The organism is Rugamonas sp. GW822-FHT03B10 (assembly GCF_058801745.1).
Genome location: NZ_JBXANP010000030.1, coordinates 1 through 22,765, shown reverse-complemented (window position 1 = coordinate 22,765; position 22,765 = coordinate 1). Strand labels below are relative to the sequence as shown.

At 65.9% G+C, this 22,765-nt stretch carries 24 protein-coding genes; 13 read left to right on the top strand and 11 right to left on the bottom strand.

Translation table 11 applies throughout. From position 1 onward, the window contains the following. Positions 1 to 16: 16 nt before the first annotated feature. The 6 genes from accD (at position 17) to AC1RQG_RS26470 (ending at position 6,699) form a co-directional block, all read left to right on the top strand. Positions 17 to 889, top strand: coding sequence for an acetyl-CoA carboxylase, carboxyltransferase subunit beta (gene accD / locus AC1RQG_RS26495; protein WP_493136190.1), 873 nt, complete (start codon positions 17 to 19; stop codon positions 887 to 889). A gap of 78 nt (positions 890 to 967) precedes the next feature. After that, positions 968 to 2,257, top strand: a complete 1,290-nt coding sequence (gene folC / locus AC1RQG_RS26490) for a bifunctional tetrahydrofolate synthase/dihydrofolate synthase (protein ID WP_493136164.1) — start codon at positions 968 to 970, stop codon at positions 2,255 to 2,257. 31 nt (positions 2,258 to 2,288) lie between these two features. After that, the gene (locus AC1RQG_RS26485; protein ID WP_493136162.1) at positions 2,289 to 3,326 is read left to right on the top strand and encodes an SPOR domain-containing protein; all 1,038 of its coding nucleotides are present in this window, start codon (positions 2,289 to 2,291) and stop codon (positions 3,324 to 3,326) included. 19 nt (positions 3,327 to 3,345) lie between these two features. Next, positions 3,346 to 3,834 carry a CvpA family protein gene (locus AC1RQG_RS26480; RefSeq protein ID WP_493136160.1) on the top strand — a complete coding sequence of 163 codons (489 nt, stop codon included), beginning with the start codon at positions 3,346 to 3,348 and terminating at the stop codon, positions 3,832 to 3,834. Positions 3,835 to 3,871: 37 nt separating this feature from the next. Further along, complete coding sequence (gene purF / locus AC1RQG_RS26475) at positions 3,872 to 5,395, top strand: amidophosphoribosyltransferase (protein ID WP_493136158.1); 1,524 nt, start codon at positions 3,872 to 3,874, stop codon at positions 5,393 to 5,395. A gap of 59 nt (positions 5,396 to 5,454) precedes the next feature. Then, the gene (locus AC1RQG_RS26470) at positions 5,455 to 6,699 is read left to right on the top strand and encodes a cystathionine gamma-synthase family protein (protein ID WP_493136156.1); all 1,245 of its coding nucleotides are present in this window, start codon (positions 5,455 to 5,457) and stop codon (positions 6,697 to 6,699) included. 68 nt (positions 6,700 to 6,767) lie between these two features. Here the strand turns inward: AC1RQG_RS26470 and lexA are convergent, their stop codons facing one another. Continuing rightward, a complete protein-coding gene (lexA, locus tag AC1RQG_RS26465) occupies positions 6,768 to 7,406 on the bottom strand; it encodes a transcriptional repressor LexA (protein WP_493136154.1) in 639 nt (212 codons plus the stop codon). Positions 7,407 to 7,662: 256 nt separating this feature from the next. Between lexA and rpsF the strand changes: the two genes are divergently transcribed. The 7 genes from rpsF to AC1RQG_RS26430 all read left to right on the top strand — a co-directional run bounded on the left by rpsF (position 7,663) and on the right by AC1RQG_RS26430 (position 12,537). After that, positions 7,663 to 8,049 (top strand): 30S ribosomal protein S6, encoded by a 387-nt coding sequence (gene rpsF / locus AC1RQG_RS26460; protein WP_182152053.1) that lies wholly within the window; start codon positions 7,663 to 7,665, stop codon positions 8,047 to 8,049. Positions 8,050 to 8,067: 18 nt separating this feature from the next. Beyond that, on the top strand, positions 8,068 to 8,376 hold the full coding sequence (gene priB / locus AC1RQG_RS26455) for a primosomal replication protein N (RefSeq protein WP_493136188.1): 309 nt from the start codon (positions 8,068 to 8,070) through the stop codon (positions 8,374 to 8,376). 15 nt (positions 8,377 to 8,391) lie between these two features. Next, positions 8,392 to 8,682, top strand: a complete 291-nt coding sequence (rpsR, locus tag AC1RQG_RS26450; protein ID WP_182152052.1) for a 30S ribosomal protein S18 — start codon at positions 8,392 to 8,394, stop codon at positions 8,680 to 8,682. A 31-nt stretch (positions 8,683 to 8,713) separates the two neighbouring features. Then, positions 8,714 to 9,166, top strand: a complete 453-nt coding sequence (gene rplI, locus AC1RQG_RS26445) for a 50S ribosomal protein L9 (protein ID WP_182152051.1) — start codon at positions 8,714 to 8,716, stop codon at positions 9,164 to 9,166. A 230-nt stretch (positions 9,167 to 9,396) separates the two neighbouring features. Next, a complete protein-coding gene (locus tag AC1RQG_RS26440; RefSeq protein ID WP_493136151.1) occupies positions 9,397 to 10,782 on the top strand; it encodes a replicative DNA helicase in 1,386 nt (461 codons plus the stop codon). A gap of 60 nt (positions 10,783 to 10,842) precedes the next feature. Further along, on the top strand, positions 10,843 to 11,469 hold the full coding sequence (locus AC1RQG_RS26435) for a DUF47 domain-containing protein (RefSeq protein ID WP_182166854.1): 627 nt from the start codon (positions 10,843 to 10,845) through the stop codon (positions 11,467 to 11,469). A 57-nt stretch (positions 11,470 to 11,526) separates the two neighbouring features. Beyond that, complete coding sequence (locus AC1RQG_RS26430) at positions 11,527 to 12,537, top strand: inorganic phosphate transporter (RefSeq protein WP_493136150.1); 1,011 nt, start codon at positions 11,527 to 11,529, stop codon at positions 12,535 to 12,537. 85 nt (positions 12,538 to 12,622) lie between these two features. Here AC1RQG_RS26430 and AC1RQG_RS26425 read toward each other — a convergent pair whose 3' ends face one another. The 10 genes from AC1RQG_RS26425 to AC1RQG_RS26380 all read right to left on the bottom strand — a co-directional run. Then, positions 12,623 to 12,910 (bottom strand): YciI family protein, encoded by a 288-nt coding sequence (locus AC1RQG_RS26425; RefSeq protein ID WP_493136148.1) that lies wholly within the window; start codon positions 12,908 to 12,910, stop codon positions 12,623 to 12,625. 18 nt (positions 12,911 to 12,928) lie between these two features. Then, entirely contained in the window at positions 12,929 to 13,495 is a 567-nt protein-coding gene (locus tag AC1RQG_RS26420; RefSeq protein WP_493136146.1) for a TetR/AcrR family transcriptional regulator, read from the bottom strand. Positions 13,496 to 13,654: 159 nt separating this feature from the next. Then, positions 13,655 to 14,254, bottom strand: coding sequence for a hypothetical protein (locus AC1RQG_RS26415; protein ID WP_493136144.1), 600 nt, complete (start codon positions 14,252 to 14,254; stop codon positions 13,655 to 13,657). A 212-nt stretch (positions 14,255 to 14,466) separates the two neighbouring features. Further along, positions 14,467 to 15,522, bottom strand: coding sequence for a 2-oxoacid:ferredoxin oxidoreductase subunit beta (locus tag AC1RQG_RS26410; protein ID WP_493136142.1), 1,056 nt, complete (start codon positions 15,520 to 15,522; stop codon positions 14,467 to 14,469). After that, positions 15,519 to 17,375, bottom strand: a complete 1,857-nt coding sequence (locus AC1RQG_RS26405) for a 2-oxoacid:acceptor oxidoreductase subunit alpha (RefSeq protein ID WP_493136140.1) — start codon at positions 17,373 to 17,375, stop codon at positions 15,519 to 15,521. Before AC1RQG_RS26405 ends, AC1RQG_RS26410 begins: the two co-directional genes overlap by 4 nt. A gap of 18 nt (positions 17,376 to 17,393) precedes the next feature. After that, on the bottom strand, positions 17,394 to 19,217 hold the full coding sequence (locus AC1RQG_RS26400; RefSeq protein ID WP_493136138.1) for an FAD-dependent oxidoreductase: 1,824 nt from the start codon (positions 19,215 to 19,217) through the stop codon (positions 17,394 to 17,396). A gap of 41 nt (positions 19,218 to 19,258) precedes the next feature. Next, complete coding sequence (locus tag AC1RQG_RS26395; protein ID WP_493136136.1) at positions 19,259 to 19,702, bottom strand: CBS domain-containing protein; 444 nt, start codon at positions 19,700 to 19,702, stop codon at positions 19,259 to 19,261. A gap of 65 nt (positions 19,703 to 19,767) precedes the next feature. Beyond that, complete coding sequence (locus AC1RQG_RS26390; RefSeq protein ID WP_493136134.1) at positions 19,768 to 20,031, bottom strand: heavy-metal-associated domain-containing protein; 264 nt, start codon at positions 20,029 to 20,031, stop codon at positions 19,768 to 19,770. A 175-nt stretch (positions 20,032 to 20,206) separates the two neighbouring features. Beyond that, complete coding sequence (locus AC1RQG_RS26385) at positions 20,207 to 22,300, bottom strand: Ig-like domain-containing protein (protein WP_493136132.1); 2,094 nt, start codon at positions 22,298 to 22,300, stop codon at positions 20,207 to 20,209. Between the two features lie 40 nt (positions 22,301 to 22,340). Continuing rightward, positions 22,341 to 22,765: LytR C-terminal domain-containing protein (locus tag AC1RQG_RS26380; protein WP_493136130.1), on the bottom strand; the 425-nt coding region annotated here is incomplete at its 5' end.

Sequence of the window (22,765 nt, the reverse complement as noted above, 5' to 3'; positions counted from 1 at the left end):
GCAGCAAGGAGAAATGATGAGTTGGTTGGAAAAACTTCTGCCCCCGCGTATCCAGCGTTCCGACGCCGCGGCGCGCAAGACCATGCCGGAAGGCCTGTGGGTCAAGTGCCCGTCGTGCGAGGCCGTGTTGTACCGCACCGACCTGGAATCGAACCTGCACGTGTGCCCCAAGTGCGACCACCACATGCGCATCCGCGCCCGCGAGCGCCTCGATGGCTTGCTCGACGCCGGCGGCCGCTATGAGATCGGCCAGGACACGCTGCCGGTCGACAGCCTGAAGTTCAAAGACAGCAAGAAATACCCGGACCGCCTGAAACAGGCGATGGAAGCGACCGGCGAGACCGACGCGCTGATCGTCATGGGCGGCGCCATCATGAGCCTGCCCGTCGTGGTGGCCTGCTTCGAGTTCGAATTCATGGGCGGCTCCATGGGTTCCGTGGTCGGCGAGCGCTTCGTGCGCGGCGCCCAGACCGCGCTGGAACAGAAGGTGCCGTTCGTGTGCATCACCGCCACCGGCGGCGCGCGCATGCAGGAGGGCTTGCTGTCGCTGATGCAGATGGCCAAGACCACGGCCATGCTGACCAAGCTGTCGGAAAAGAAACTGCCATTCATCAGCGTGCTGACCGATCCCACCATGGGCGGCGTGTCGGCCTCGTTCGCCTTCATGGGCGACGTGGTGATCGCTGAGCCGAAGGCGCTGATCGGCTTCGCCGGCCCGCGCGTGATCGAGAACACGGTGCGCGAGAAACTGCCGGAAGGCTTCCAGCGCGCCGAATTCCTGGTGCAGAAGGGCGCCGTGGACATGATCGTCGACCGCCGCAAGATGCGCGAGGAAATCGCCCGCCTGCTGGCCCTGTTGCAGAACCAGGCCGTCGAGGTCCTGGCTTAATCCGCCGCCGCCTTACCCGCCGGCGCGCAGCAGGACTTCCGTCCGCTGCGCGCCGCTCTCATTCAGAAGTCCCATTCCATGTCTACGCTTCCTACCACTTTGCCCGCCTGGCTCGCGCTGCTGGAGTCGCGCCACGCCGAAACCGTCATCAACATGGGCCTCGAGCGCGTGCGCACCGTCAAGGACCGCATGGCGCTGTCCTTCGCCTGCCCCGTCATCATGGTGGCCGGCACCAACGGCAAGGGGTCGACCTGCGCCATGCTGGAATCGGTGCTGCTGCGGGCCGGCTACAAGGTGGGGCTGTACATCAAGCCGCATTTCCTCGACTTTAACGAGCGCGCGCGCGTCAACGGCGAACTGGCCAGCGACGCCCAGCTGGTGGCCAGCTTCAACGCCGTCGAGGCGGCCCGTGGCGACACGCCGCTGACCTACTTCGAATTCACCACGCTGGCCATCTGCCACCTGCTGGCCCACGCCGGCATGGACGTGGTGATCCTGGAGGTGGGGCTGGGCGGGCGGCTGGACGCGGTCAACGTGATCGACGCCGACGTGGCCATCGTCACCAGCATCGATATCGACCACACCGATTACCTGGGCGACACGCGCGAGGCGATCGGCTTCGAGAAGGCCGGCATTTTCCGTCCCGGCAAGACGGCCATCTGCAGCGACCCGGTGCCGCCGCAGTCGCTGATCGACCACGCGGCCGCCATCGGCGCCGACCTGTGGCTGATGGGGCGCGATTTCAACTATTCGGGCGACAAGCAGCAGTGGAACTACGGCGGCCGCTCGCAGCGCCGCAGCGCGCTCGCCTACCCGAGCCTGCGCGGCGCCAACCAGTTGCTGAACGCGTCGGCCGCGCTGGCCGCGCTGGAGGCGCTGCGCCTCGAATTGCCCGTGGGCGCGCAGGAAGTGCGCACCGGGCTGGTGACGGTGGAACTGCCGGGTCGTTTCCAGGTCTTGCCGGGCCGCCCCAGCGTGATCCTGGACGTGGCGCACAACCCGCACGCGGCCGCCGCGCTGAACCAGAACCTCGGCAACATGGGCTACCACCCGTACACCTACGCCGTGTTCGGCTCCATGCACGACAAGGATATCGACGGCGTGATCGCCGCCATGTCCGAGCATGTGGACCACTGGTGCCTGACCGGCCTGCCGTCGCCGCGCGCGGCCACGGCGGCCGAACTGGCGGCAAAAGTCCAGATCGTGCAGCCAGAGCGGCCGGAACGGACGATAAATTGTTTCGACGATCCCGCCCAGGCGTACGCAAATGCCATCAGCCGGGTCGGGGAGAATGATAGAATTGTGGTCTTTGGATCTTTCCTCACTGTCGCCGGCGTCATGGCGGCACGAAAATCCATGTCTCATTGACCTCATTGACCACGATCGACTGAAATAACGCATGGGCTTGTTCTCGAAACTCAGTAAAAACAAGCAAGAGTCTTCCGGCGAAGACAGCGGCCATTTTTCCCGCGCGGAAGACCAGGCCGCCACGGAGCGGGCCCGCTCCAAGCGCGCCTCGTCGGCCGGCGGCAAGGGCCGTTCGCGCGCCGACGCCGAGGCCGCCGATCCGGTGCTGCCGGAGAAGAAGCGGGCGCGCCGCCGCCTGGTGGGCGCCATCGCGCTGGCACTGGCGGTGGCCGTGGGCTTGCCGATGTTGCTCGACTCCGAGCCCAAGCCTTTGTCGTCCGACATCGACATCAGGATTCCGTCCAAGGACAAGAGCGGCGAACTGCCGGCCGCGGCGGCCACGGTGGCGGCCAGCGCCGCTTTGGACAATACTGAAGAAATCGTGAGCGAGCCGGCCAAGGCCGCCCCGGCCAAGCCGGCGCCCGCCGTGGCGGCCGTCGCGCCCAAGCCGGTGGCGGAAGCCAAACCGGCCGAGCCCAAGCTGAGCGAAGCCAAGCCGGCCGAGCCGAAGCCGGCCGAACCCAAGGCGGCCGAAGCCAAGTCCGCGCCCGCCAAGGTCAAGGAAACGCCGGCCGTGGCCGAGCTGCCCAAGGCCGAGCTGAAGCCGGCCAAGACGGAAGCGAAGGCCGAAGCCAAGCCTGAACACAAGCCGGAACCGAAGGCGGAAGCCAAGCTGGAGGCCAAGACGGAACACAAACCTGAAGCCAAGCCGGCCAGGGAGGAAGCCAAGTCGGGCGACGACGCGGCGCGCGCCATGGCCATCCTGGAAGGCAAACCGGCCAAGCCGGCCGAGGCGGCGGGACAGAAGTTCGTGCTGCAGGTGGCGGCGCTGGCCGACCAGGAAAAGGTCGATGAATTGCAGGACAAGCTGCGCGGCGCCGGCATCAAGTCGTTCACGCAGAAGGTGCCGACCCAGTCGGGCGAGCGCACGCGCGTGCGCGTGGGGCCGTTCTCCAGCAAGGAGGAGGCCGAGAAGGTGCGCGCCAAGCTGGCCAAGATGGGCCTGAACGGCAGCCTGGTCCCCGTGTGACGCGACGGATAGCGCGGCCGTGACTTTATTCGATTACCTGGTGATCTTCGTGCTGATCACCTCCATCATCATCAGCACCATGCGCGGCCTGGTCAGGGAGATGTTTTCGCTGGCCAGCTGGATCATCGCCTTCATCGCGGCCAACGCCTACAGCGCCACCTTGGCGCACTGGCTGCCCGAGGTGGTGCCGGGCCAGGTGGTGCGGCTGATGCTGGCGTTCATCGCGCTGTTCATCGGCGTGCGGATTTTGATGGGCCTGCTCACGATGGCGCTCGACGCGCTGGTGCAGGCCGGCGGCCTGAGCCTGGTCGACCGCGGCCTGGGCGGCCTGTTCGGCCTGGGGCGGGGCCTGGTGATCGTGCTGACGGTGGTGATCCTGTGCGGCATGACGGCTATCCCGCGCCAGCCGTTCTGGCGCGATGCGCTGTTGAGTCCGCTCGCGGAGACCGGGGCGCGCACCGTCAAGCCTTTCCTGCCTGCTGCGCTGGCGCAGCATGTGAATTTTTGAATTCTTTAAATCAGTAATACCAGTCTAGGAGCACACCATGTGTGGCATCGTCGGCGTCGTTTCCCATCAACCCGTCAATCAACTGCTGTATGACGCGCTGCTGCTGTTGCAGCATCGCGGCCAGGACGCGGCAGGCATTGCAACCAACCACAGCAGCATGTTCGCCATGCACAAGGCGAACGGCCTGGTGCGCGACGTGTTCCGCACCCGCAACATGCGTACGCTGCAGGGCAATTCCGGCATCGGCCACTGCCGTTACCCCACGGCCGGTTCGTCGAGCGAGGAGGAGGCGCAGCCGTTCTACGTGAACGCGCCGTACGGCATCACGCTGGCCCACAACGGCAACCTGACCAACTGGGAACAGTTGAAGCAGGAGATGTTCAAGAACGACCGCCGCCACATCAACACCGATTCCGACTCGGAGGTGCTGCTGAACGTGCTGGCCCATGAGATCCAGACCGCCACCACCGGCCTGGTGCTGGACCCGGACGCCATCTTCAAGGCCGTGGCCGTGCTGCACCGCCGCGTGCGCGGCGGCTACGCCGCCGTGGCCCAGATCGCCGACATCGGCCTGCTGGCGTTCCGCGATCCGTTCGGCATCCGTCCGCTGTGCCTGGGCATCAACGAGACCGAGCAGGGCGCCGAATACATGGTCGCCTCCGAATCGGTGGCGCTGGAAGGCATGGGCTTCCGCTTCGTGCGCGACATCGCGCCCGGCGAGGCCGTGTTCATCGACGCCGACAAGCAGCTGCACGCGCGCCAGTGCGCCGACAATCCGAGCCTGAACCCGTGCGTGTTCGAGTTCGTCTACCTGGCCCGTCCCGACTCCGTGATCGACGGCGCCTCGGTGTACGCCACCCGCCTCAAGATGGGCGAATACCTGGCCGAGAAGATCCGCCGCCAATTCAAGGATGGCGAGATCGACGTCGTGATGCCGATCCCCGATTCGTCGCGTCCGGCCGCCATCCAGCTGGCGCTGGCGCTGAACATCGAATACCGCGAAGGCTTCATCAAGAACCGCTACATCGGCCGCACCTTCATCATGCCGGGCCAGGCGGCGCGCAAGAAGTCGGTGCGCCAGAAGCTCAACGCCATCGCCTCCGAGTTCAAGGACAAGGTGGTGCTGCTGGTGGACGACTCCATCGTGCGCGGCACCACCAGCCGCGAGATCGTGCAGATGGCGCGCGAAGCGGGCGCCACCAAGGTGATCTTCGCCTCGGCCGCGCCGCCGGTGATCTACCCGAACGTGTACGGCATCGACATGCCCACGCGCGACGAGCTGATCGCCTACGGCCGCTCGAACGAGGAGGTGTGCCGCGAAATCACGGCCGACGCGCTGGTGTACCAGGACATCGACGCGCTCAAGCGCGCCATTTCCGACGTCAACCCGGAGCTGAAGAACTTCGAGGCCTCGTGCTTCGACGGCGTGTACGTGACGGGCGACATCTCCAAGGACTACCTGGACAAGCTGGAATATGCGCGCCACCACCCGAAGGCCGCGCCGGCCGAGGATGCGGCGCGCTCCCAGTTGAACCTGAACCTGGCCGCGACGGAAGGCTAAGTGCACACCCGGCGCCGGCAGCAGCCCGCGCCGGGTTTTTTGTATTCGGACCCGACGACATGAACGACAAGAAAAACTACGGCTTCACCACCACCATCCTGCACAACGACCGGCAGAAGGGCATCGAGCACGGTTCGCTGCACAAACCGATCCACACCTCGGTCGCGTTCGGCTATGGCGACGCGCGCCAGCTGGCCTCCGTGTTCCAGGGCAAGGAGCCGGGCTTCCGCTACGGCCGCCAGGGCAACCCCACCATCTCGGCGCTGGAGGACAAGGTCACCAAGATGGAGCAGGGCGTGGGCTCGATCTGCTTCGCCACCGGCATGGGCGCCATCGGCGCCGTGTTCCAGGCGCTGCTGCGGGCGGGCGACCACATGGTGTCGTCGTCCTTCTTGTTCGGCAACACCAACAGCCTGTGGCAGACGGCGGCCGGGCAGGGCGTGGACGTGGCGTTCGTGGACGCGACCGACGTGGCCAACGTGGAGGCGGCGCTGACGCCGGCCACCCGCCTGGTGTTCGTGGAAACCATCGCCAACCCGCGCACCCAGGTGGCGGACTTGAAGCGCATCGGCGAGCTGTGCAAGGCGCGCGGCATCCTGTACGTGGTCGACAACACCATGACCACGCCCTACCTGTTCCGTCCCAAGGACGTGGGCGCGGGCCTGGTGGTGAACGCGCTGACCAAGTCGATCGGCGGCCACGGCAACGCGCTCGGCGGCAGCCTGACGGACACCGGCGTCTACGACTGGAACCAGTATCCGCACATCTACGAGAACTACAAGAAGGCCGCGCCCGCGCAGTGGGGTCTGGCGCAGATCCGCGCCAAGGGCTTGCGCGACTTCGGCGCCTCGCTGGCGCCGGAGGCGGCGCACCACATCGCCGTGGGCGCGGAAACGCTGGCGCTGCGCATGGAGCGCACCAGCTCGAACGCGCTGGCGCTGGCGCGCATGCTGGAGGCCGACGCGCGCGTGGCGGCGGTCCACTATCCGGGGCTGGCGTCGCATCCGCAGCACGGCATCGCGGGCGAGTTGTTCCGCACGGCCGGTTCGCTGCTGAGCTTTGAGCTGAAGGACGGGATCGACTGCTTCGACTTCCTGAACCGGCTCAAGCTGGCCATCCCGGCCAGCAACCTCGGCGACACGCGCACGCTGATCATTCCGGTCGCGCACACCATCTTCTACGAGATGGGCCCGGCGCGCCGCGCGTCGATGGGCATCGCCGAATCGCTGATCCGGGTGTCGGTCGGCATCGAGGACGAGACCGACCTGCTGGACGACTTCCGCACCGCGCTGGCCGGCTGCTAAGCCACAAAAAAACGGGGCCGGAAATTGGGGGGTATCCCCATTTTCCGGCCCCGTTGTTATTCAGTGGTTCAGTGCCAGGTGCGCATCAGGCCCACGGCCAGGCCTTCGAGCGCGAATTCGTCCGCTTCGGGATCGACCTTGATGATCTTGAAGTCGGGATTCTCCGGCAGCAGTTCAATGGTGGCGCCGGTCTTGCGGTAGCGCTTGACCGTGACGTCGTTGCCGATCCGGGCCACGACGATCTGGCCGTTCTTGGCGCTGTCCACCTTCTTCACGGCCAGCAGGTCGCCGTCCATGATGCCGGCGTCGCGCATCGATTCGCCGCGCACCTTGAGCAGGAAGTCGGGCTTGGCCGAAAACAGGGCCGGGTCCACGCTGTAGCTGGTCTCCAGGTTTTCCTGCGCCAGGATGGGCGAGCCGGCGGCCACCCGGCCGATCAGCGGCAGCGACATCATCACGGTGGCCGCCACTTTATGGGCCGCCGCTTCCGCGTGTTCGCCGAGCAGGCGGATGCCGCGCGAGGTGCCGGCCGCGATCTCGATGGCGCCCTTGCGCGCCAGCGCCTGCAGGTGCTCCTCGGCCGCGTTGGCCGATTTGAAGCCCAGCTCGTTCGCGATCTCCGCGCGGGTGGGGGGGAAGCCGGTGTTCTCGATGGCATCCTTGATCAGGTTGAGGATTTGTTCTTGCCGTGCGGTGAGCTTAATCATGGGGGCGCCAGGGGCTGTGGATATAGACAGTCTGTATTTTTGTACAGTAGCGTCCCGTTGGCAAGAGCAATTCCTTGCTTTGAGCGAAATAATATGAAAAAAACCCGCGCGGGGGCCGTCCTGGGCCGCGCGGCGCGGCAATCCGGCCCGCAAGTTGTGTTTTCACGGGAAAGCTGCTATAGTCGCGGGCTTACCTCTTCCCACACCTGTCTTGACGCCAGGGTGGGCTATTTTCACAGTCCTTAAGGGAGTTTGCATGCGTCACTATGAAATAGTTTTCATCGTCCATCCGGACCAAAGCGAGCAAGTGCCCGCCATGATCGAACGTTACAAAGCCAGCGTAACCACCCGCGGCGGTTCGGTCCACCGTGTTGAAGATTGGGGCCGTCGTCAGATGGCTTACTCGATCCAGAAACTGGCCAAAGCACACTACATCTGCATGAACATCGAATGCGACAACGAGACCCTGGTCGAGCTGGAAACCGCGTTCAAATTCAATGATGCCGTGCTGCGTCACCTGACCGTCAAGATGAAGAAAGCGGAAACCGCTCCTTCGCCAATGATGAAGTCGGTACAACGTGAAGATGCAGCGAAATCCCATCGCGCTGAAGCTCCAGCGGCCGCCGCCGCTCCTGCAGCCTAAATTGCGCAGGAATCCGAGCTGAACGAACTCCGGTTCACTGCCCTCATCGCCGAGCGGGACGCCATCAGGTTCACCCCGGCCGGCATGCCGATCGTCAATGCTGTACTCCAGCACCGGTCGCAGCAGATGGAGGCGGGCATCGCCCGGTTGAGCGAGTTTGAAGTGTCCGCGGTCGCCGCGGGCGAGATTTCGACCCGTTTCAGCCAGACCCCGCTGGGGGGCGTGTATCAGTTCACGGGATTTCTGAACAAGAAAAGCCGCAATAGCAAAAGCCTGGTATTTCACATCATTGATTTTCGTGCTGTCGCAGACAGCGCACCCATTTAGATACAGGAGCCTAAAATGGCATTCGGTAAAAAGTTCGACAAAAACAAGCTCAAGCTGAAAGAAAAGCGCAAGCAACAAAACCCACTGTTCAAACGTAAGAAGTTCTGCCGCTTCACGGCCGCTCACGTGGAACAAGTGGACTACAAAGACGTAGACACGCTCAAGGACTTCGTCCAGGAAAACGGCAAGATCATGCCAGCACGTCTGACCGGTACCAAGGCGCACTACCAGCGCCAGGTTGACACCGCAATCAAGCGCGCCCGCTACCTCGCGCTGCTGCCATACACCGATCTGCACAACGCTTAATCGCGTCGTCTAGATAATCCTGGAGAGAACTATGCAAATCATTCTGTTGGAAAAAGTCGTCAACCTGGGCAACCTGGGTGAAGTCGTTAAAGTTAAAGACGGTTACGCACGTAACTTCCTGATCCCGCAAAAAATGGCCCGCCGCGCTACCGCGTCGGCCGTGGCGGAATTCGAAGTCAAGCGCGCTGAACTGGAAAAAGCCGCTGCCGCCAAGCTGGCCGCTGCCCAAGCCCAAGGCGAGAAGCTGAACGGCATGACCGTGACCGTGTCGCAAAAAGCGGGCGTGGACGGCCGTCTGTTCGGCTCCGTGACCAACTTCGACATCGCTGAAGCGCTGACCAAAGCTGGTTTCGCCGTTGAAAAAGCTGCCGTGCGCATGCCTACCGGTCCGCTGAAGACCGTCGGCGAGCACCCAGTGACCGTCGCTCTGCACACCGACGTGGTGGTGGAAGTGACCGTTGCTGTCGTGGGCGAAGCTGCCTAAGTAGCACCGCCTATGCGCGGGCGGCGACGCCCGCCGCAGAGCAATAAAAAAAAGCCGGGTTCGCCCGGCTTTTTCTATGGGGCGTCTAACTGGTTGATTTTGCAAGATATTGCCTTGCAGCACCGCCTTTCGCGGCGCCCGGTGACATTAGCCCTTTTTTGTAGGCAAGCTACGAAATTTTTTCTCGTCAATAATTTTTGGCGGCTGACTATGCAGGTATAATTCGCGCCATGAACGCCCCCCCAGATCCACAAGTCGATTCGCTCCGCATCCCACCGCACTCCATCGAAGCAGAACAGTCTGTGATCGGTGGCTTGTTGCGCGACAATGCGGCGTTCGACCGCATCGCCGACTTCATGCATGCGGAAGACTTTTACCGTTATGACCACCGTTTGATCTTCGAACAGATCGTGCGGCTGATCAACGCATCCAAGCCGGCCGACGTGATCACCGTGTTCGAGGCGCTGACCCAGCTCGGCAAGGCGGACGACGTGGGGGGCTTGAGCTATCTGAACGCGATGGCGCAAAACACGCCATCGGCGGCCAACATCCGCCGTTATGCCGAGATCGTGCGCGATCGTGGCATTTTGCGCCAGCTCATCACGGTGGCCGACGAGATCTCCGGCCAGGCCTTCAGCCCGCAGGGCAAGGAGGTCAAGCAGATGCTCGACGAGGCCGAATCGAAGATCTTCGCCATCGCCGAGCAGGGCGCGCGCGGCGCGGCCGGCTGGACCGCCGTGCAGCCGCTGCTGACCCAGGTGGTCGAGCGCATCGACGAGCTCTACAGCCGCGACAACCAGAGCGAGATCACGGGCGTGCCGACCGGCTTCATCGACCTCGACCGCATGACCTCGGGCCTGCAGCCGGGCGACCTGGTGATCGTGGCCGGCCGTCCCTCCATGGGCAAGACCGCGTTCTCGGTCAACATCGGCGAGAACGTGGCGATCGAGGCGGGCTTGCCGGTGGCCATCTTCTCGATGGAGATGGGCGGCGCCCAGCTGGCCATGCGTATGCTGGGCTCGGTCGGCCAGCTCGACCAGCACCGCTTGCGCACGGGCCGCCTGAACGACGAGGATTGGCCGCGCCTGACGCACGCCATCCAGAAGATGAACGACGCCCAGTTGTTCATCGACGAGACCCCGGCCCTGAACCCGATCGAGATGCGCGCGCGCGCGCGCCGCCTGTCGCGCCAGTGCGGCAAGCTGGGCCTGATCATCGTCGACTACCTGCAGCTGATGACGGGCTCGACCCAGGGCGACAACCGCGCCTCCGAGATCTCGGAGATTTCGCGTAGCCTGAAGGGCCTGGCCAAGGAGCTGCAATGCCCGGTGATCGCGCTGTCGCAGCTGAACCGCTCGCTGGAGCAACGTCCCAACAAACGTCCCGTCATGTCCGACCTGCGCGAATCGGGCGCTATCGAGCAGGACGCGGACGTCATCATCTTCCTGTATCGCGACGAGGTCTACAACCCGGACTCGCCCGATAAAGGCACGGCCGAGATCATCATCGGCAAGCAGCGTAACGGCCCGATTGGCGCCGTGCGACTGACCTGGATAGGCCAATACACCAAGTTTGGCAATTATGTCGGCAACCTGGCGCTTTACCAAGGCGACTAACCCCACGCCGCCCGCTAGCAAGGGCGGCCAAGCAACTCGAAATACTCAACGGAGAATGACATGTTTGGACGTTTGATGCCCACCGAGGGCAAATTTTTTGACCTGTTCAACCAGCACGCGGAACTGTGCGTCAAGGGCGCGCGCGAGATGGTGGCCCTGATGAGCAATTTCGACGACCTGGAAAACCGCGTGCACGCCATTGAGGGCGTCGAGAAGCAAGCCGACAAGATCACCTACGCCACCGTCGATCTGCTGCACAAGACCTTCATCACCCCGCTCGACCGCGACGACATCCACAAGCTGATCACCCGCATGGACGACATCCTGGACCTGCTGGAGGACGCGGCCCAGACCGTCTCGCTGTACGACCTGCACGCCGTCACGCCGGAAGCCAAGCGGCTGGCCGAGCTGGTGCTGGCGTGCGCGGAGAAGGTCAAGGAAGCCGTCGGTATGCTGCACAATATGGACAATTCGCGTCAGATCGTGGCCGTCTGCGAGGAGATCGACCGCCTCGAGTCGGACGCCGACCACGTGATGCGCGCCGCCATGTCCAAGCTGTTCCGCGACGAACCGGACGTGCGCCACCTGATCAAGATGAAGGCCATCTACGAGATCCTGGAAACGGTGACCGACCGTTGCGAAGACGTGGCCAACATCATCGAAGGCATCATCGTTGAAAACGCCTGAGCCCCGCTACCCGCGGCGCTGGCGTCCTGAATCAGACAAAATCGAAAAGAACAATTCATGCATACCCTTCAAATGAGCATCTACGTGCTGGGCGTCCTGATCGCCCTGGCGCTGGTGTTTGACTTCATGAACGGCTTCCACGACGCCGCCAACGCGATCGCGACGGTGGTGTCGACCGGCGTGCTCAAGCCGCAGACGGCGGTGGCCATGGCCGCGCTGTTCAACTTCACCGCCATCTTCGTGGTGGGGCTGGGCGTGGCGGCCACGGTGGGCAAGGGCACCATCGACCCCGGCGTGGTGGACCAGTACGTGATCTTCGGCGCGCTGGTGGGCGCCATCGCCTGGAACCTGTTCACGTGGTACTACGGCATCCCCTCGTCGTCCTCGCACGCCCTGATCGGCGGCCTGGTGGGCGCGGCCGTGGCCAAATCGGGCACCGGCGCGCTGGCCGGCGGCGGCCTGCTCAAGACCGTGGAATGGATCATCCTGTCGCCGCTGCTGGGCTTCATCCTCGGCTCGCTGATCATGCTGCTGGTGTCGTGGGTGTTCGTGCGCTCCACGCCGCGCAAGGTGGACCGCTGGTTCCGCCGCCTGCAACTGCTGTCGGCCGCCAGCTACAGCCTGGGCCACGGCGGCAACGACGCGCAGAAGACCATCGGCATCATCTGGATGCTGCTGATCGCGGCCGGCCACGTGGCCGCCACCGACAAGACGCCGCCGATGTGGGTGATCATATCGTGCTACACGGCCATCTCGGCCGGGACGCTGTTCGGCGGCTGGCGCATCGTCAAGACCATGGGCCAGAAGATCACCAAGCTCAAACCCGTGGGCGGCTTCTGCGCCGAAAGCGGCGGCGCGCTCACGCTGCTGATCGCCAGCCACTTCGGCGTGCCCGTGTCGACCACCCACACCATCACCGGCGCCATCGTCGGCGTCGGCTCGGCCCAGAAGATGTCGGCCGTACGCTGGGGCGTGGCGGGCAACATCGTGTGGGCGTGGATCTTCACCATCCCCGCCTCGGCCTTCGTGGCCGCGTGCGCGTGGTGGCTGGGGCACCACATCATGTAAGACGGCGGCCTGCGGGCAGCCAACGAAAAAGGGAGCCCGCGCGGCTCCCTTTTTTATTCGGGACGCAACACGATTTTCGCGCTGCTTAGCCTAGCAGGAAGCCGAGGCGTTCGTCGGCCTTGGACGGGGAGACCTCCATGAACTCCGCCTGCACTACACCGGCCGCGACGAACGGATCCTCCGCGACGCGCGCGCGCAGTTCGTCCAGCGTGCAGCCATGGGCGACGATCGCACCGCCCTGACGCGGTTGCAGGGTGCCGGCGAGAACGAATACGCCATCGTCGAAACCACGCTTGAGCCAGGCGTTGTGGCCGTCCATATGGTGTGGGGCCTGGTCTTTGTGTTCGGCGAATTTGAGCAGCACGATATGCATGGTGGTGTTCTCCTTGGGTTAGTGTTCGCCGGCCGCGACGGCGGCCAGCCAGTGGTTCATCTGTTCGACTTCCGACTTGATGAAAGCTTGATCGTGGAAGGCGTTGGCCAGCGTGGCCACGCCCTGGCTGCGCGCCAGCAGATGCATCGCCAGCCGGTCCGCATCGTTCTTGCGTCCCAGCGCCGTAAACTGGCGCGACAGCCAGCCCCGGAACTGCGTGAACAGGGCGTTCGCTTGCGGTTGGAGCGCGTGATCGAGTTTGGCCAGTTCGCCGCTCAAGGTGCCGACCGGGCAGCCGTGCCGCATGATCTTGGCGCGGTTGGCGATCAGGATCTGGATGAAGCAGCCGATGCGCGCCTCGGGTGTATCGCCATCGGCTTCCCACTGTTCGAGCATGGCCCGTGTCCGCTCATTCCGAAGCGCGATGACGGCTTCCAGGATGTCGTCCTTGGATTTGAAGTGGTAGTAGAAATTGCCGCGCGAGATGCCGACCGCGTCGGCGATCTGGGCGAATGAAGTGTTTTCGAAGCCGCCCTCGTAGAACAATTGATCGGCGGCGGCAACGATGTGGTCGCGGGTCTGCATGGCAGGGACTGTGTCGGCTCTGTAGGATGATTGTCCTAATTTTTTTCAATATTAGGACGTGCGACCTATGTTGTCAACAGGCTAAGTTCAAGCGATTGCAACCGGGCGATAGCAGCTCATCCCAGATAGCGGGGTGATCGCTTCAGTGGCAGCGCGTTATCAGTCCGCCATGCAATCATCAATCATAAAGTCCTCTCGCCGCCGGTGTTTGGGCAGACGGCGTTCGACCTGCTCCTGGGCGTGATAGCTGGCGTGTTGGACCAGCGTCAGCGCTGTCTTGAGCGTGTCGCTCATGTTGCTGGCGACAGCCCGCATGGCGTCCATGTGCGACGTGGGCGGTTTGTGCGGCTGCTGTGCCAGCTGGCGCCGCAGCTGTGCGGCGGCCGTCCAGTCCTTTTCGCCGGGGCGACGGATCCATAAATCGCGCCAGGCATTGCGGCCGTCGCCAGCAATGAGCATGGTCAGCTGCCGCGGCGAGACGGCGCGCCCCTGGTACATGAGCGCATCGCCCACCACTTCGGCGTAGTGCCACGTTTCGCCTACGTGCATGCGCAGCCGGCTCTGATCGGGCAGGAACAGGCATTTCCATTGATAGCCCTGCAGCGGGGCGGCCATTTCGCGCTGCGCCTCCATCCAGTGTTGAATTGCGCGCACCACCGCTTCGGTGGTCGTGAGCGTGCTGCCGGACAGGCGCAAATAGTTGCTCAGTTCAGCGTAGGCGGCGGGTGGTATGGTGGTTTCGCTCCTTCCGGCATTCATACTCGTTTCTCCTGCTAGAGTTGTCTGGTTTTGTCTCGTTCTGTCTATTTAGACAAGGCAATTCGCGCCGAGTTCAATCAAGACAAAACAAGACAAAACGAGACAAGCAAACGAGACACGTTGCCGGAGGGAGCCGCCAGCGGCTACCACCCCGCGCATGGCGGCCGTTGCTTGGGGGGAAGGCGGAATGGGGCCTGAAACTTTCTAGTGCCCTAGCGCAGCGCCGCGTTGATGCGGGCCAGCGCGTCGGCGCCGGGGCATAGCACGGCCTCATCGAGCGTGTTGAGCGGGCGCAGCGACGTGTTCAGGTGGCTGTGCATGTCCTCGGGCGTGGGGTCGATGTGCAGCAGGCCCGTCACCACTTCACCCTCGGCCTGGCGCTGGTACAGGTAGTTGATGGCGGCGATGCGGTCGTGCACGTCGAACTCCGCTTGCAGCGTGCGCAGGCGCAGGATGCTGCCGTCGTGCTGCAGTACCTCCTGCACCGTGCCCGGCGTGAACTGGCCCGTGATCTCGTCCCTGTGCGGCACGAAGTCGACGCGGTTGACGGCCTCGTTGTGCTCGCGCACGTAGTCGTAGCTCTTGGTCGAGCCGGGGTGGTTGTTGAAGGCCACGCACGGCGAGATCACGTCGATGAAGGCGGCGCCCTGGTGCATGAAGGCGCCTTCGATCATGGGCACCAGCTGCTCCTTGTTGCCGGAGAAACCGCGCGCCACGTAGCTCACGCCCAATTGCAAGGCCAGCGCCGCCAGATCAACCGGCGCGTCGCTGTTGACCACACCGCGCTTGGAGCGCGAGCCCTGGTCGGCGGTCGCCGAGAACTGGCCCTTGGTCAGCCCGTACACGCCGTTGTTCATGACGATGTACACCATGTTCACGGCGCGCCGCATGCTGTGCACGAACTGCCCCAGCCCGATGGAGGCCGAGTCGCCGTCGCCGGACACGCCGAGGTAGATCAGGTCGCGGTTGGCCAGGTTGGCGCCGGTGAGCACGGACGGCATGCGGCCGTGCACGGTGTTGAAGCCGTGCGAGCCGCCCAGGAAGTAGGTGGGCGATTTGGACGAGCAGCCGATGCCCGACAGCTTGGCCACCCGGTGCGGTTCGATCGCCAGGTTGTAGCAGGCCTGGACGATGGCGGCCGAGATCGAGTCGTGCCCGCAGCCGGCGCACAGCGTGGACATGGCGCCCTCGTAATCGCGCCGCGTGTAGCCGAGCGCGTTGGTCTTCAGCTCCGGATGGTGCAGCTTGGGTTTGGCCAGATAGCTCATTGCGCGACCTTCTTGATGGGAGTGACCTTGTGCGAGTCGAGCCGGGCGCCGATGGCGTCGGCGATGAAGCGGGCCGTGATCGGCGTGCCGTCGTAGTGCAGCACGGGCAGCAGCTTGGCCGCGTTCAGGTTGCCTTCGAGGATGAGCATGCCGCGCAGCTGCGCGTCCGCGTTCTGCTCGACGACGAACACCTGCTCGTGGGCGGCGATGAAGTCCATCACGGCCGCGCTGAACGGGTAGGCGCGGATGCGCAGCGCGTCCACGTGCTGGTCCCCGGCCGCCAGCAGGTCCAGCGCCTCGGCCATGGCCGGGCTGGTGGAGCCGAAGTACAGCACGCCGTGGCGCGTGGGCTGGCCCGCGCGCCGTTCGATGGGGGCCGGCACCAGCGTCTTGGCGGTGTCGAACTTCTTGTGCAGCCGCTCCACGTTGGCCACATAGACGGCGCCTTCCTCGCTGTAGCGCGCGTAGCTGTCCTTGGTGGTGCCGCGCGTGAAATAGGCGCCGCGCTTGGGGTGGGTGCCGGGCAGGGTGCGGTAGGGGATGCCGTCGTCGTCCACGTCCAGGTAGCGGCCGAAGTCGCGCCCGCTCTCCAGGTCGTCGTAGTGCATCACCTTGCCGCGGTCCATGCGGCGCGCGTCGTCCCATGCCAGCGGCGCGCACAGGCGCGTGTTCATGCCGATGTCGAGGTCCGTCATCACGAAGATCGGCGTTTGCAGCCGGTCGGCCAGATCGAGCGCGGTGGCGGCGAAGTCGAAGCATTCCTTCGGGTCTTCCGGGAACAGCAGCACGTGGCGGGTGTCGCCGTTGGAGGCGTAGGCGCACGACAGGATGTCGGCCTGCTGGGTGCGCGTGGGCATGCCGGTCGACGGCCCGCCGCGCTGCACGTTGATGATGGTGGCCGGGATCTCGGCGAAGTAGGCCAGGCCGATGAACTCCGTCATCAGCGAGATGCCGGGGCCGGAGGTGGCCGTGAACGCGCGCGCGCCGTTCCAGCCGGCGCCGATCACCATGCCGATCGAGGCCAGTTCGTCCTCGGCCTGGATGATGGCGTAGTTGTGGCGGCCCGTGTCGGGATCCTCGCGGAACTTGTGGCAGTACTTCTGGAACGCCTCGGCCAGCGACGACGACGGCGTGATCGGATACCACGCGCACACGGTGGCGCCGCCGTACACGCAGCCCAGCGCGGCGGCGCTGTTGCCGTCCATGAAAATGCGCTCGCCCACGCTGTCGGCCCGCCGCACCTTCAAGCCCACGGCGGCGCAATCGATGTGGGCCAGCGCGTAGTCGCGCCCCAGGTGCAGCGCCTTCACGTTCGAGTCGTACAGCTTCTCCTTGCCCTTGTACTGCTCGGAGAACAGCTGCTCCAGCACGGCCGGTTCGATGCCGAGCATGGCCGACAGCGCGCCCACGTAGACGATGTTCTTGAACAGCTGGCGCAGGCGCACGTCGGTGTAGGCGTCGTTGCAGATCATGGTGAGCGGCATGCCGATCGCGTGCACGTCGGCGCGGAACTGGCCGGGCGGGATGGGGCGCGTGTCGTCGTAGAACAGGTAGCCGCCGGGCGTGATCTCCTTGATGTCGGCGGCCCACGTCTGCGGGTTCATGGCCACCATCAGGTCGCAGCCGCCGCGCCGGCCCAGGTAGCCGGCCTCGCTCACGCGCACCTCGTACCAGGTCGGCATGCCCTGTATGTTGGACGGGAAGATGTTGCGGGGGCTGACCGGCACCCCCATGCGCAGGATGGCGCGCGCGAACAGTTCATTGGCCGAGGCGGAGCCGGAGCCGTTGACGTTGGCGAATTTGACGACGAAATCGTTCACAGCTTGCAGGGTGGGCGGCAAGGTGGGCGGCATAGCGGGCTCCTGGTTATCCTATCCGGCCTGGCGCAGCGGCGCGCCCGCTTGCGGGCGGCAGGCCGGGCCGGCGCGGCCGGGCGAGAAGAAGAATTTCTGCATGTCCCACGCGCCGGTGGGACAGCGCTCGGCGCACAGGCTGCAGTGCAGGCACACATCCTCGTCCTTGACCATGATGCGGCCGGTTTTGAGGTTGCCCGACACGAACAGCGACTGCGCCAGGTTCAGCGCCGGCGCCTTGAGCCGTTCGCGCAATTCGCCCTCCTCGCCGTTCTCGACGAAGCTGATGCAGTCCATCGGGCAGATGTCGACGCAGGCGTCGCACTCGATGCACAGGCTGTCCGAGAACACTGTCTGCACGTCGCAGTTCAGGCAGCGCTTGGCCTCCTTCAGCGCCAGCTGCTGGTCGAAGCCCAGCTCCACCTCGACCCGGATGTTCTTCAGCGCCGCGCTCACGTCGCGCAGCGGCACCTTGTAGCGGTGGTCGGGCGTGACGGCGTTGTCGTAGCTCCACTCGTGGATGCCCATCTTCTGGCTCAACAGGTGGACCGTGGGCGGCGGGCGCTGGCGCAGGTCCTCGCCGTTGCAGAACTTGTCGATCGAGACGGCCGCCGCGTGGCCGTGGGCCACGGCCGTGATGATGTTCTTCGGCCCGAACGCGGCGTCGCCGCCGAAGAACACGCGCGCCGCGCTGGACTGGAAGGTGAGCGGATCGACCACCGGCATGCCGCGCTCGTCGAAGGCCAGGCCGATGTCGCGCTCGATCCACGGGAAGGCGTTCTCCTGGCCGACGGCGATCAGCACGTCGTCGCACGGCACGAAGCGCTCCGCTTCGCCCGTCGGCGTGAGCGTGCGCCGGCCGGTGGCGTCGGTGGACGCGGCCATCGCTTCGAACCGCATGCCGCACAATTTGCCGTTGTCGAGCACGAAGGCTTTCGGCGCCAGGTAGTTGAGGATGGTGACGCCCTCGTGCTGCGCGTCCTCCTTCTCCCACGGGCTGGCCTTCATCTCGTCGAAGCCCGAGCGCACGATCACGGTCACCTGTTCGCCGCCCAGGCGCTTGGCCGAGCGGCAGCAGTCCATGGCCGTGTTGCCGCCGCCGAGCACGATCACGCGCTTGCCGATGGCCGAGATATGGCCGAACGAGACGGACGACAGCCAATCGATACCGATGTGGATGTTGGGCGCCGCCTCGCCGCGCCCCGGCAGCGGCAGGTCGCGCCCGCGCGGCGCGCCGCAGCCGACGAACACGGCCTCGTAGCCCTGGGCCAGCAGCGCCTGCAGGCTGTCGATGCGCTGGCCGGCGCGCAGTTCCACGCCCAGGTCGAGGATGTAGCCGGTCTCCTCGTCGATCACCTCCTCGGGCAGGCGGAACTTGGGGATCTGGCTGCGGATGAAGCCGCCGGCCTTGGCCTCGCCGTCGTACACGGTGACCTGGTAGCCCTGCACGGCCAGGTCGCGCGCCACCGTCAGCGAGGCCGGGCCGGCGCCCACGCAGGCCACGCGGCGGCCGTTGCGCGGCGCCGGCTGCGGCAGGCGGTCGCGGATGTCGTCCTTGTAGTCGGCCGCCACCCGCTTCAGGCGGCAGATGGCCACCGGCTGTTTGCCGGCCTCGTCCTCCACCCGGCTGCGGCGGCAGGCCGGCTCGCACGGCCGGTCGCAGGTGCGCCCCAGCACACCGGGGAACACGTTCGACTCCCAGTTGACGAGGTAGGCGTCCGAGTAGCGGCCGGCGGCGATCAGGCGGATGTACTCGGGGACGGGCGTGTGGGCCGGGCAGGCCCACTGGCAATCGACCACCTTGTGGAAGTAGTCGGGACTGACGATGTCGGTGGGTCGCAAGTGCTCCTCCTGACGGGCGCGCGGGCCCATTCCAAGTCAAGTCAACTCAATACGTTGGTGAATTCCTGGTCGATCTGGTCGGCCATGGTCTCCGCCTCGGCCAGCTCGCGCGGCATGGCGTCGCGGATCGAGAACACGCCCAGCAGCTGCGAGGTGGACGACACCACGGGCAGGTGGCGGAAGTTGTGGCGCTTCATGATCAGCACCGCGTCCGAGACGGTGGTCTGGGGCGCGATGAAGTGCGGGTTGTGGGTCATGATGGCCGACACGGGGGTGGCCTCGGGGTCGCGGCGCTGGGCCACGATCTTGGTCATCAGGTCGCGCTCGGTGAGGATGCCCAGCATGGCGCCGGCGTCGTCGACGATCAGGATGCTGCCGCAATGGGACTTGGTCATGGCGCAGGCCGCGTGGTAGCTGCTGGCGTCGGGTTTCACGGTCAGCACGTGGCGCTGGCCGATCGATTGCAACACGGTGCGTTCAGTCATCACATCCCCCAAAGGTTGCGGTGGGGCGGGGCGCCGGCGGCATGGCCGGCGCCCCGCCCGTGGCCTTATGCGGCGCGGGCCGGTTCGGCCACCGGGCGCTGGCCGGCCGAGGCGCTGGCGGCCACCTGGGCGCCGTAGCCGGCCTCCGTCACCACGGCCGTCAGCGCGGCGGCGCTGGTCTGGGCCGGGTCGAACGTGACCTCGGCGCGGCCGCCGTCCAGCGTCACGGCCGCCGTCTGCACGCCGGCCACGCCATACAACATTTTTTCGATACTGGCGGCGCAACCGCCGCACGTCATGCCTTCGATTTCCAGGGCCACGGTTTCCATGCTCTGCTCCAGGTGGTTGAGATTGTTGCTTTGATAAAGCGCAAGTTACTCCAAAACGCGGCGCGGGGCAATCCTCTTGCGCAGTCAAAAAAACCGGGGTCAGGTCATGAGCGCACGCAAGTTGCATGCGTTCATGACCTGACCCCGGTTCAAGGGGCCGGCGGCGCCTGTGGGGTCAGGGCGCGGGGGCGATGGTGAGACTGCTGGCGGTGGTCACGCCGTTGGGCGTGGTCACCAGCACGTTGAACACGCCGCTCGAGGTGGCCGACGGGCAGCTGACGCTCACGTTGTAGGTGGGCACCACCAGCGCTTGTCCCACGCCGAGCACGACGTTGAGCACCTTGATGCTGTCGGGCGATACGACGGGCGGCTTGTCGGTCAGGCCGAACGTCGCGCTGAACGTGAGCTGGGTCCCGGCCGGCAGCAGATTGCCGTTGACGTCCGCCACCTTGACCGCCACGTTGGCGGCCAGGTTGGTGCCGCAGCTGGCCGTGGCCGGGAACGTGATGACGGCCTGGCTGCCGGAGAACTGTTGCACCAGCTGGCCCGATACCCGCAGCACCTGGGCGCTTGGCGTCTGCGGCGAGCGCAGCACGCCGTTGTAGATGCCGTCGCCGGCGGTGCTGCACAGACTGTTGCTGTTGGGGCCGATGCACGGTTCGCCCAGGGTCCAGCGGCCGTTCTCGTCGTCGTCGCGGTAGATGTCGGGGCTCTTGTCGACGAAGTTGTCGCCGCTGTCGTACACATTGTTGCCGTTGTAGTCGATCAGGGTCTCCTCGCCGAGCGCGTAGGCGAGCACGGTCACGCGTCCGTTGCCGGGCCGTGGGCTGCCCGAGCGCAGCTCCACCGTGCAACTGCCCGAGCCGGGGCCGACCGACGAGTTGGTGGTCTGGCCGGCCGGGGTGGCGCCCGGCGGCGGCAACGAGCCGGTGACGCAGGACGCGCCGATGGTGCCGCCCTCGGTGGTGAAGTTGACGGCGGTGCCATCGGGGACCGGATTGCCGAAATGGTCGCCCATGGTGACCGTGACGAACGAGCAGTGCTGATCGTAATCGCGCCCTTCGCAGTTGCCGGTCGCGGACGACAGCGAGAAGTGCGCCTGGTCGGGGACGCCGGTGGAGATGACGAGGATGTTCGACAGCGTGCTGATCGTGGGGCCGGCCGAGGCCATCACCCGCACCGAGGTCGGGATGGTGCCGGCCGTCACCAGCGTGGTGACGGTGCCGTCGGCCGCCGAGGTGGCCGAGGCGGGATAGAGCGTCAGGCCGCCCGTGGTGCTGGTCGTCATGGTGTCGGCAAAGGCGAACGTGATTTGCTTGCCCGACACGGGGGCGCCCGTGGTGTCGAGCACCTGGAACGTCAGGGTCGCCGTTTCGGAGCGGCCGAAGCCGCCCGTGCCCTTGAGCGCGATGTTGGTGGTCTGGGCGTCGACGAACTTGATCGAGCCGGCCGAGGCGGGCAGCACGGTCAGGGTGCCGCTCTGGGTGGCCGTGGCGCTGCCCAGCGTGACGCTGGCCGTCACCGTGTCGGCCACGCCGCAACCCTTGTCGGTGTAGCTGGCCACGGCCACGCCGGCCTGGGTCAGCACGGGGCTGCCGATGCTGGCCTTGCCGGCCGTCACGCACGGCGAGCTGAAGGTGACGGGCAGCGGCGGCGTGTACGGCACGCCGCCGCTGAGGACCGTCACGCTGACGCTGGCGTTGCCGCCGGCCGACAGGGTGGCGGGCGAGAACGTCAGCGCGCTCAGGCTGAGCGTCTTGAAGGTGACGGCGTAGCTGACCGAGCCGGTGGCCACGCTGCCCACGGTGGCGTTGGCGCTGGCCGTGTAGGCGCCGGCCACGCTGCCGGCCGCCAGGCCCACGCTGGCCACGCCGTTGGCGTCGGTCAGGGCCGTGCCGGAGGAGGGCGAGAACGCGGCCGTCTTGTCGGTGGTGGTGAAGGTGACGGCCACGTTGGCCTGCGCCACGCCCTTGCTGTCCTTGACCTTGGCCTGCAGCGTGCCGCTGCGCTCGGGCGTGATGCTGTTGGTGGCCGCGCCGGCCGCGTCCGTCAGCGTCAGCGCCAGCGTGCTCTGGCCAGTCGTGGTGCCGCCGCCGCTGGTGCTGCCGCACGAGGGCAGGTTGGGGTCACGCGACGGGTCCAGGTTGCTGCAGCCGCCGCCGGGGCCGCCATTCGAGCCGCCGCAGCCGGCCAGCGCCAGGGCCAGCGCGCCGGTCAGCAGACCAGTCAGCAGCCGCGCGGCGGAAGTTTGTTTCAGTGTGATGAGCATGAGCCACCTCTCGTTGTTTTGGTTGTGTGTGCGGACGCGATCAGCGCGTCGTGTCGACGGCCGCGAAGCGGGCGCCGTCCTGCAATTGTTCGGCCTGGGCCAGTTGCGCCGGCGCGTCCTTGCCCAGCAACAGGCGCACGTCGGCGCGCGCCAGCGCGTCCATTTGGCGCAGCGCCGTGCGGCCGGGCAGCGCGCGTTGCAGGCTGCCGGCCTGCGCCGCGAAGCCGGGCCGGTATTCGATCACGCTCTCCTGCTGGCGGAACGGGCGCGCGTTGCTCAGGCGCGAGGCGAGGATGCCCAGCTTGCCCAGCACCGAGCGGTAGCGCGCGGCCAGGCCGGTCACGCCGTTGCCGTTGCTGATCTCCAGCCGTGGCGCGGTCGTGGCGGGGCCGGCGGCCGGCGCCGGCAGCGCGGCCACGGCCAGCGGCTTGGCTGGTGCGGCCGTCGCCGGGGCCGGGGCGGCGG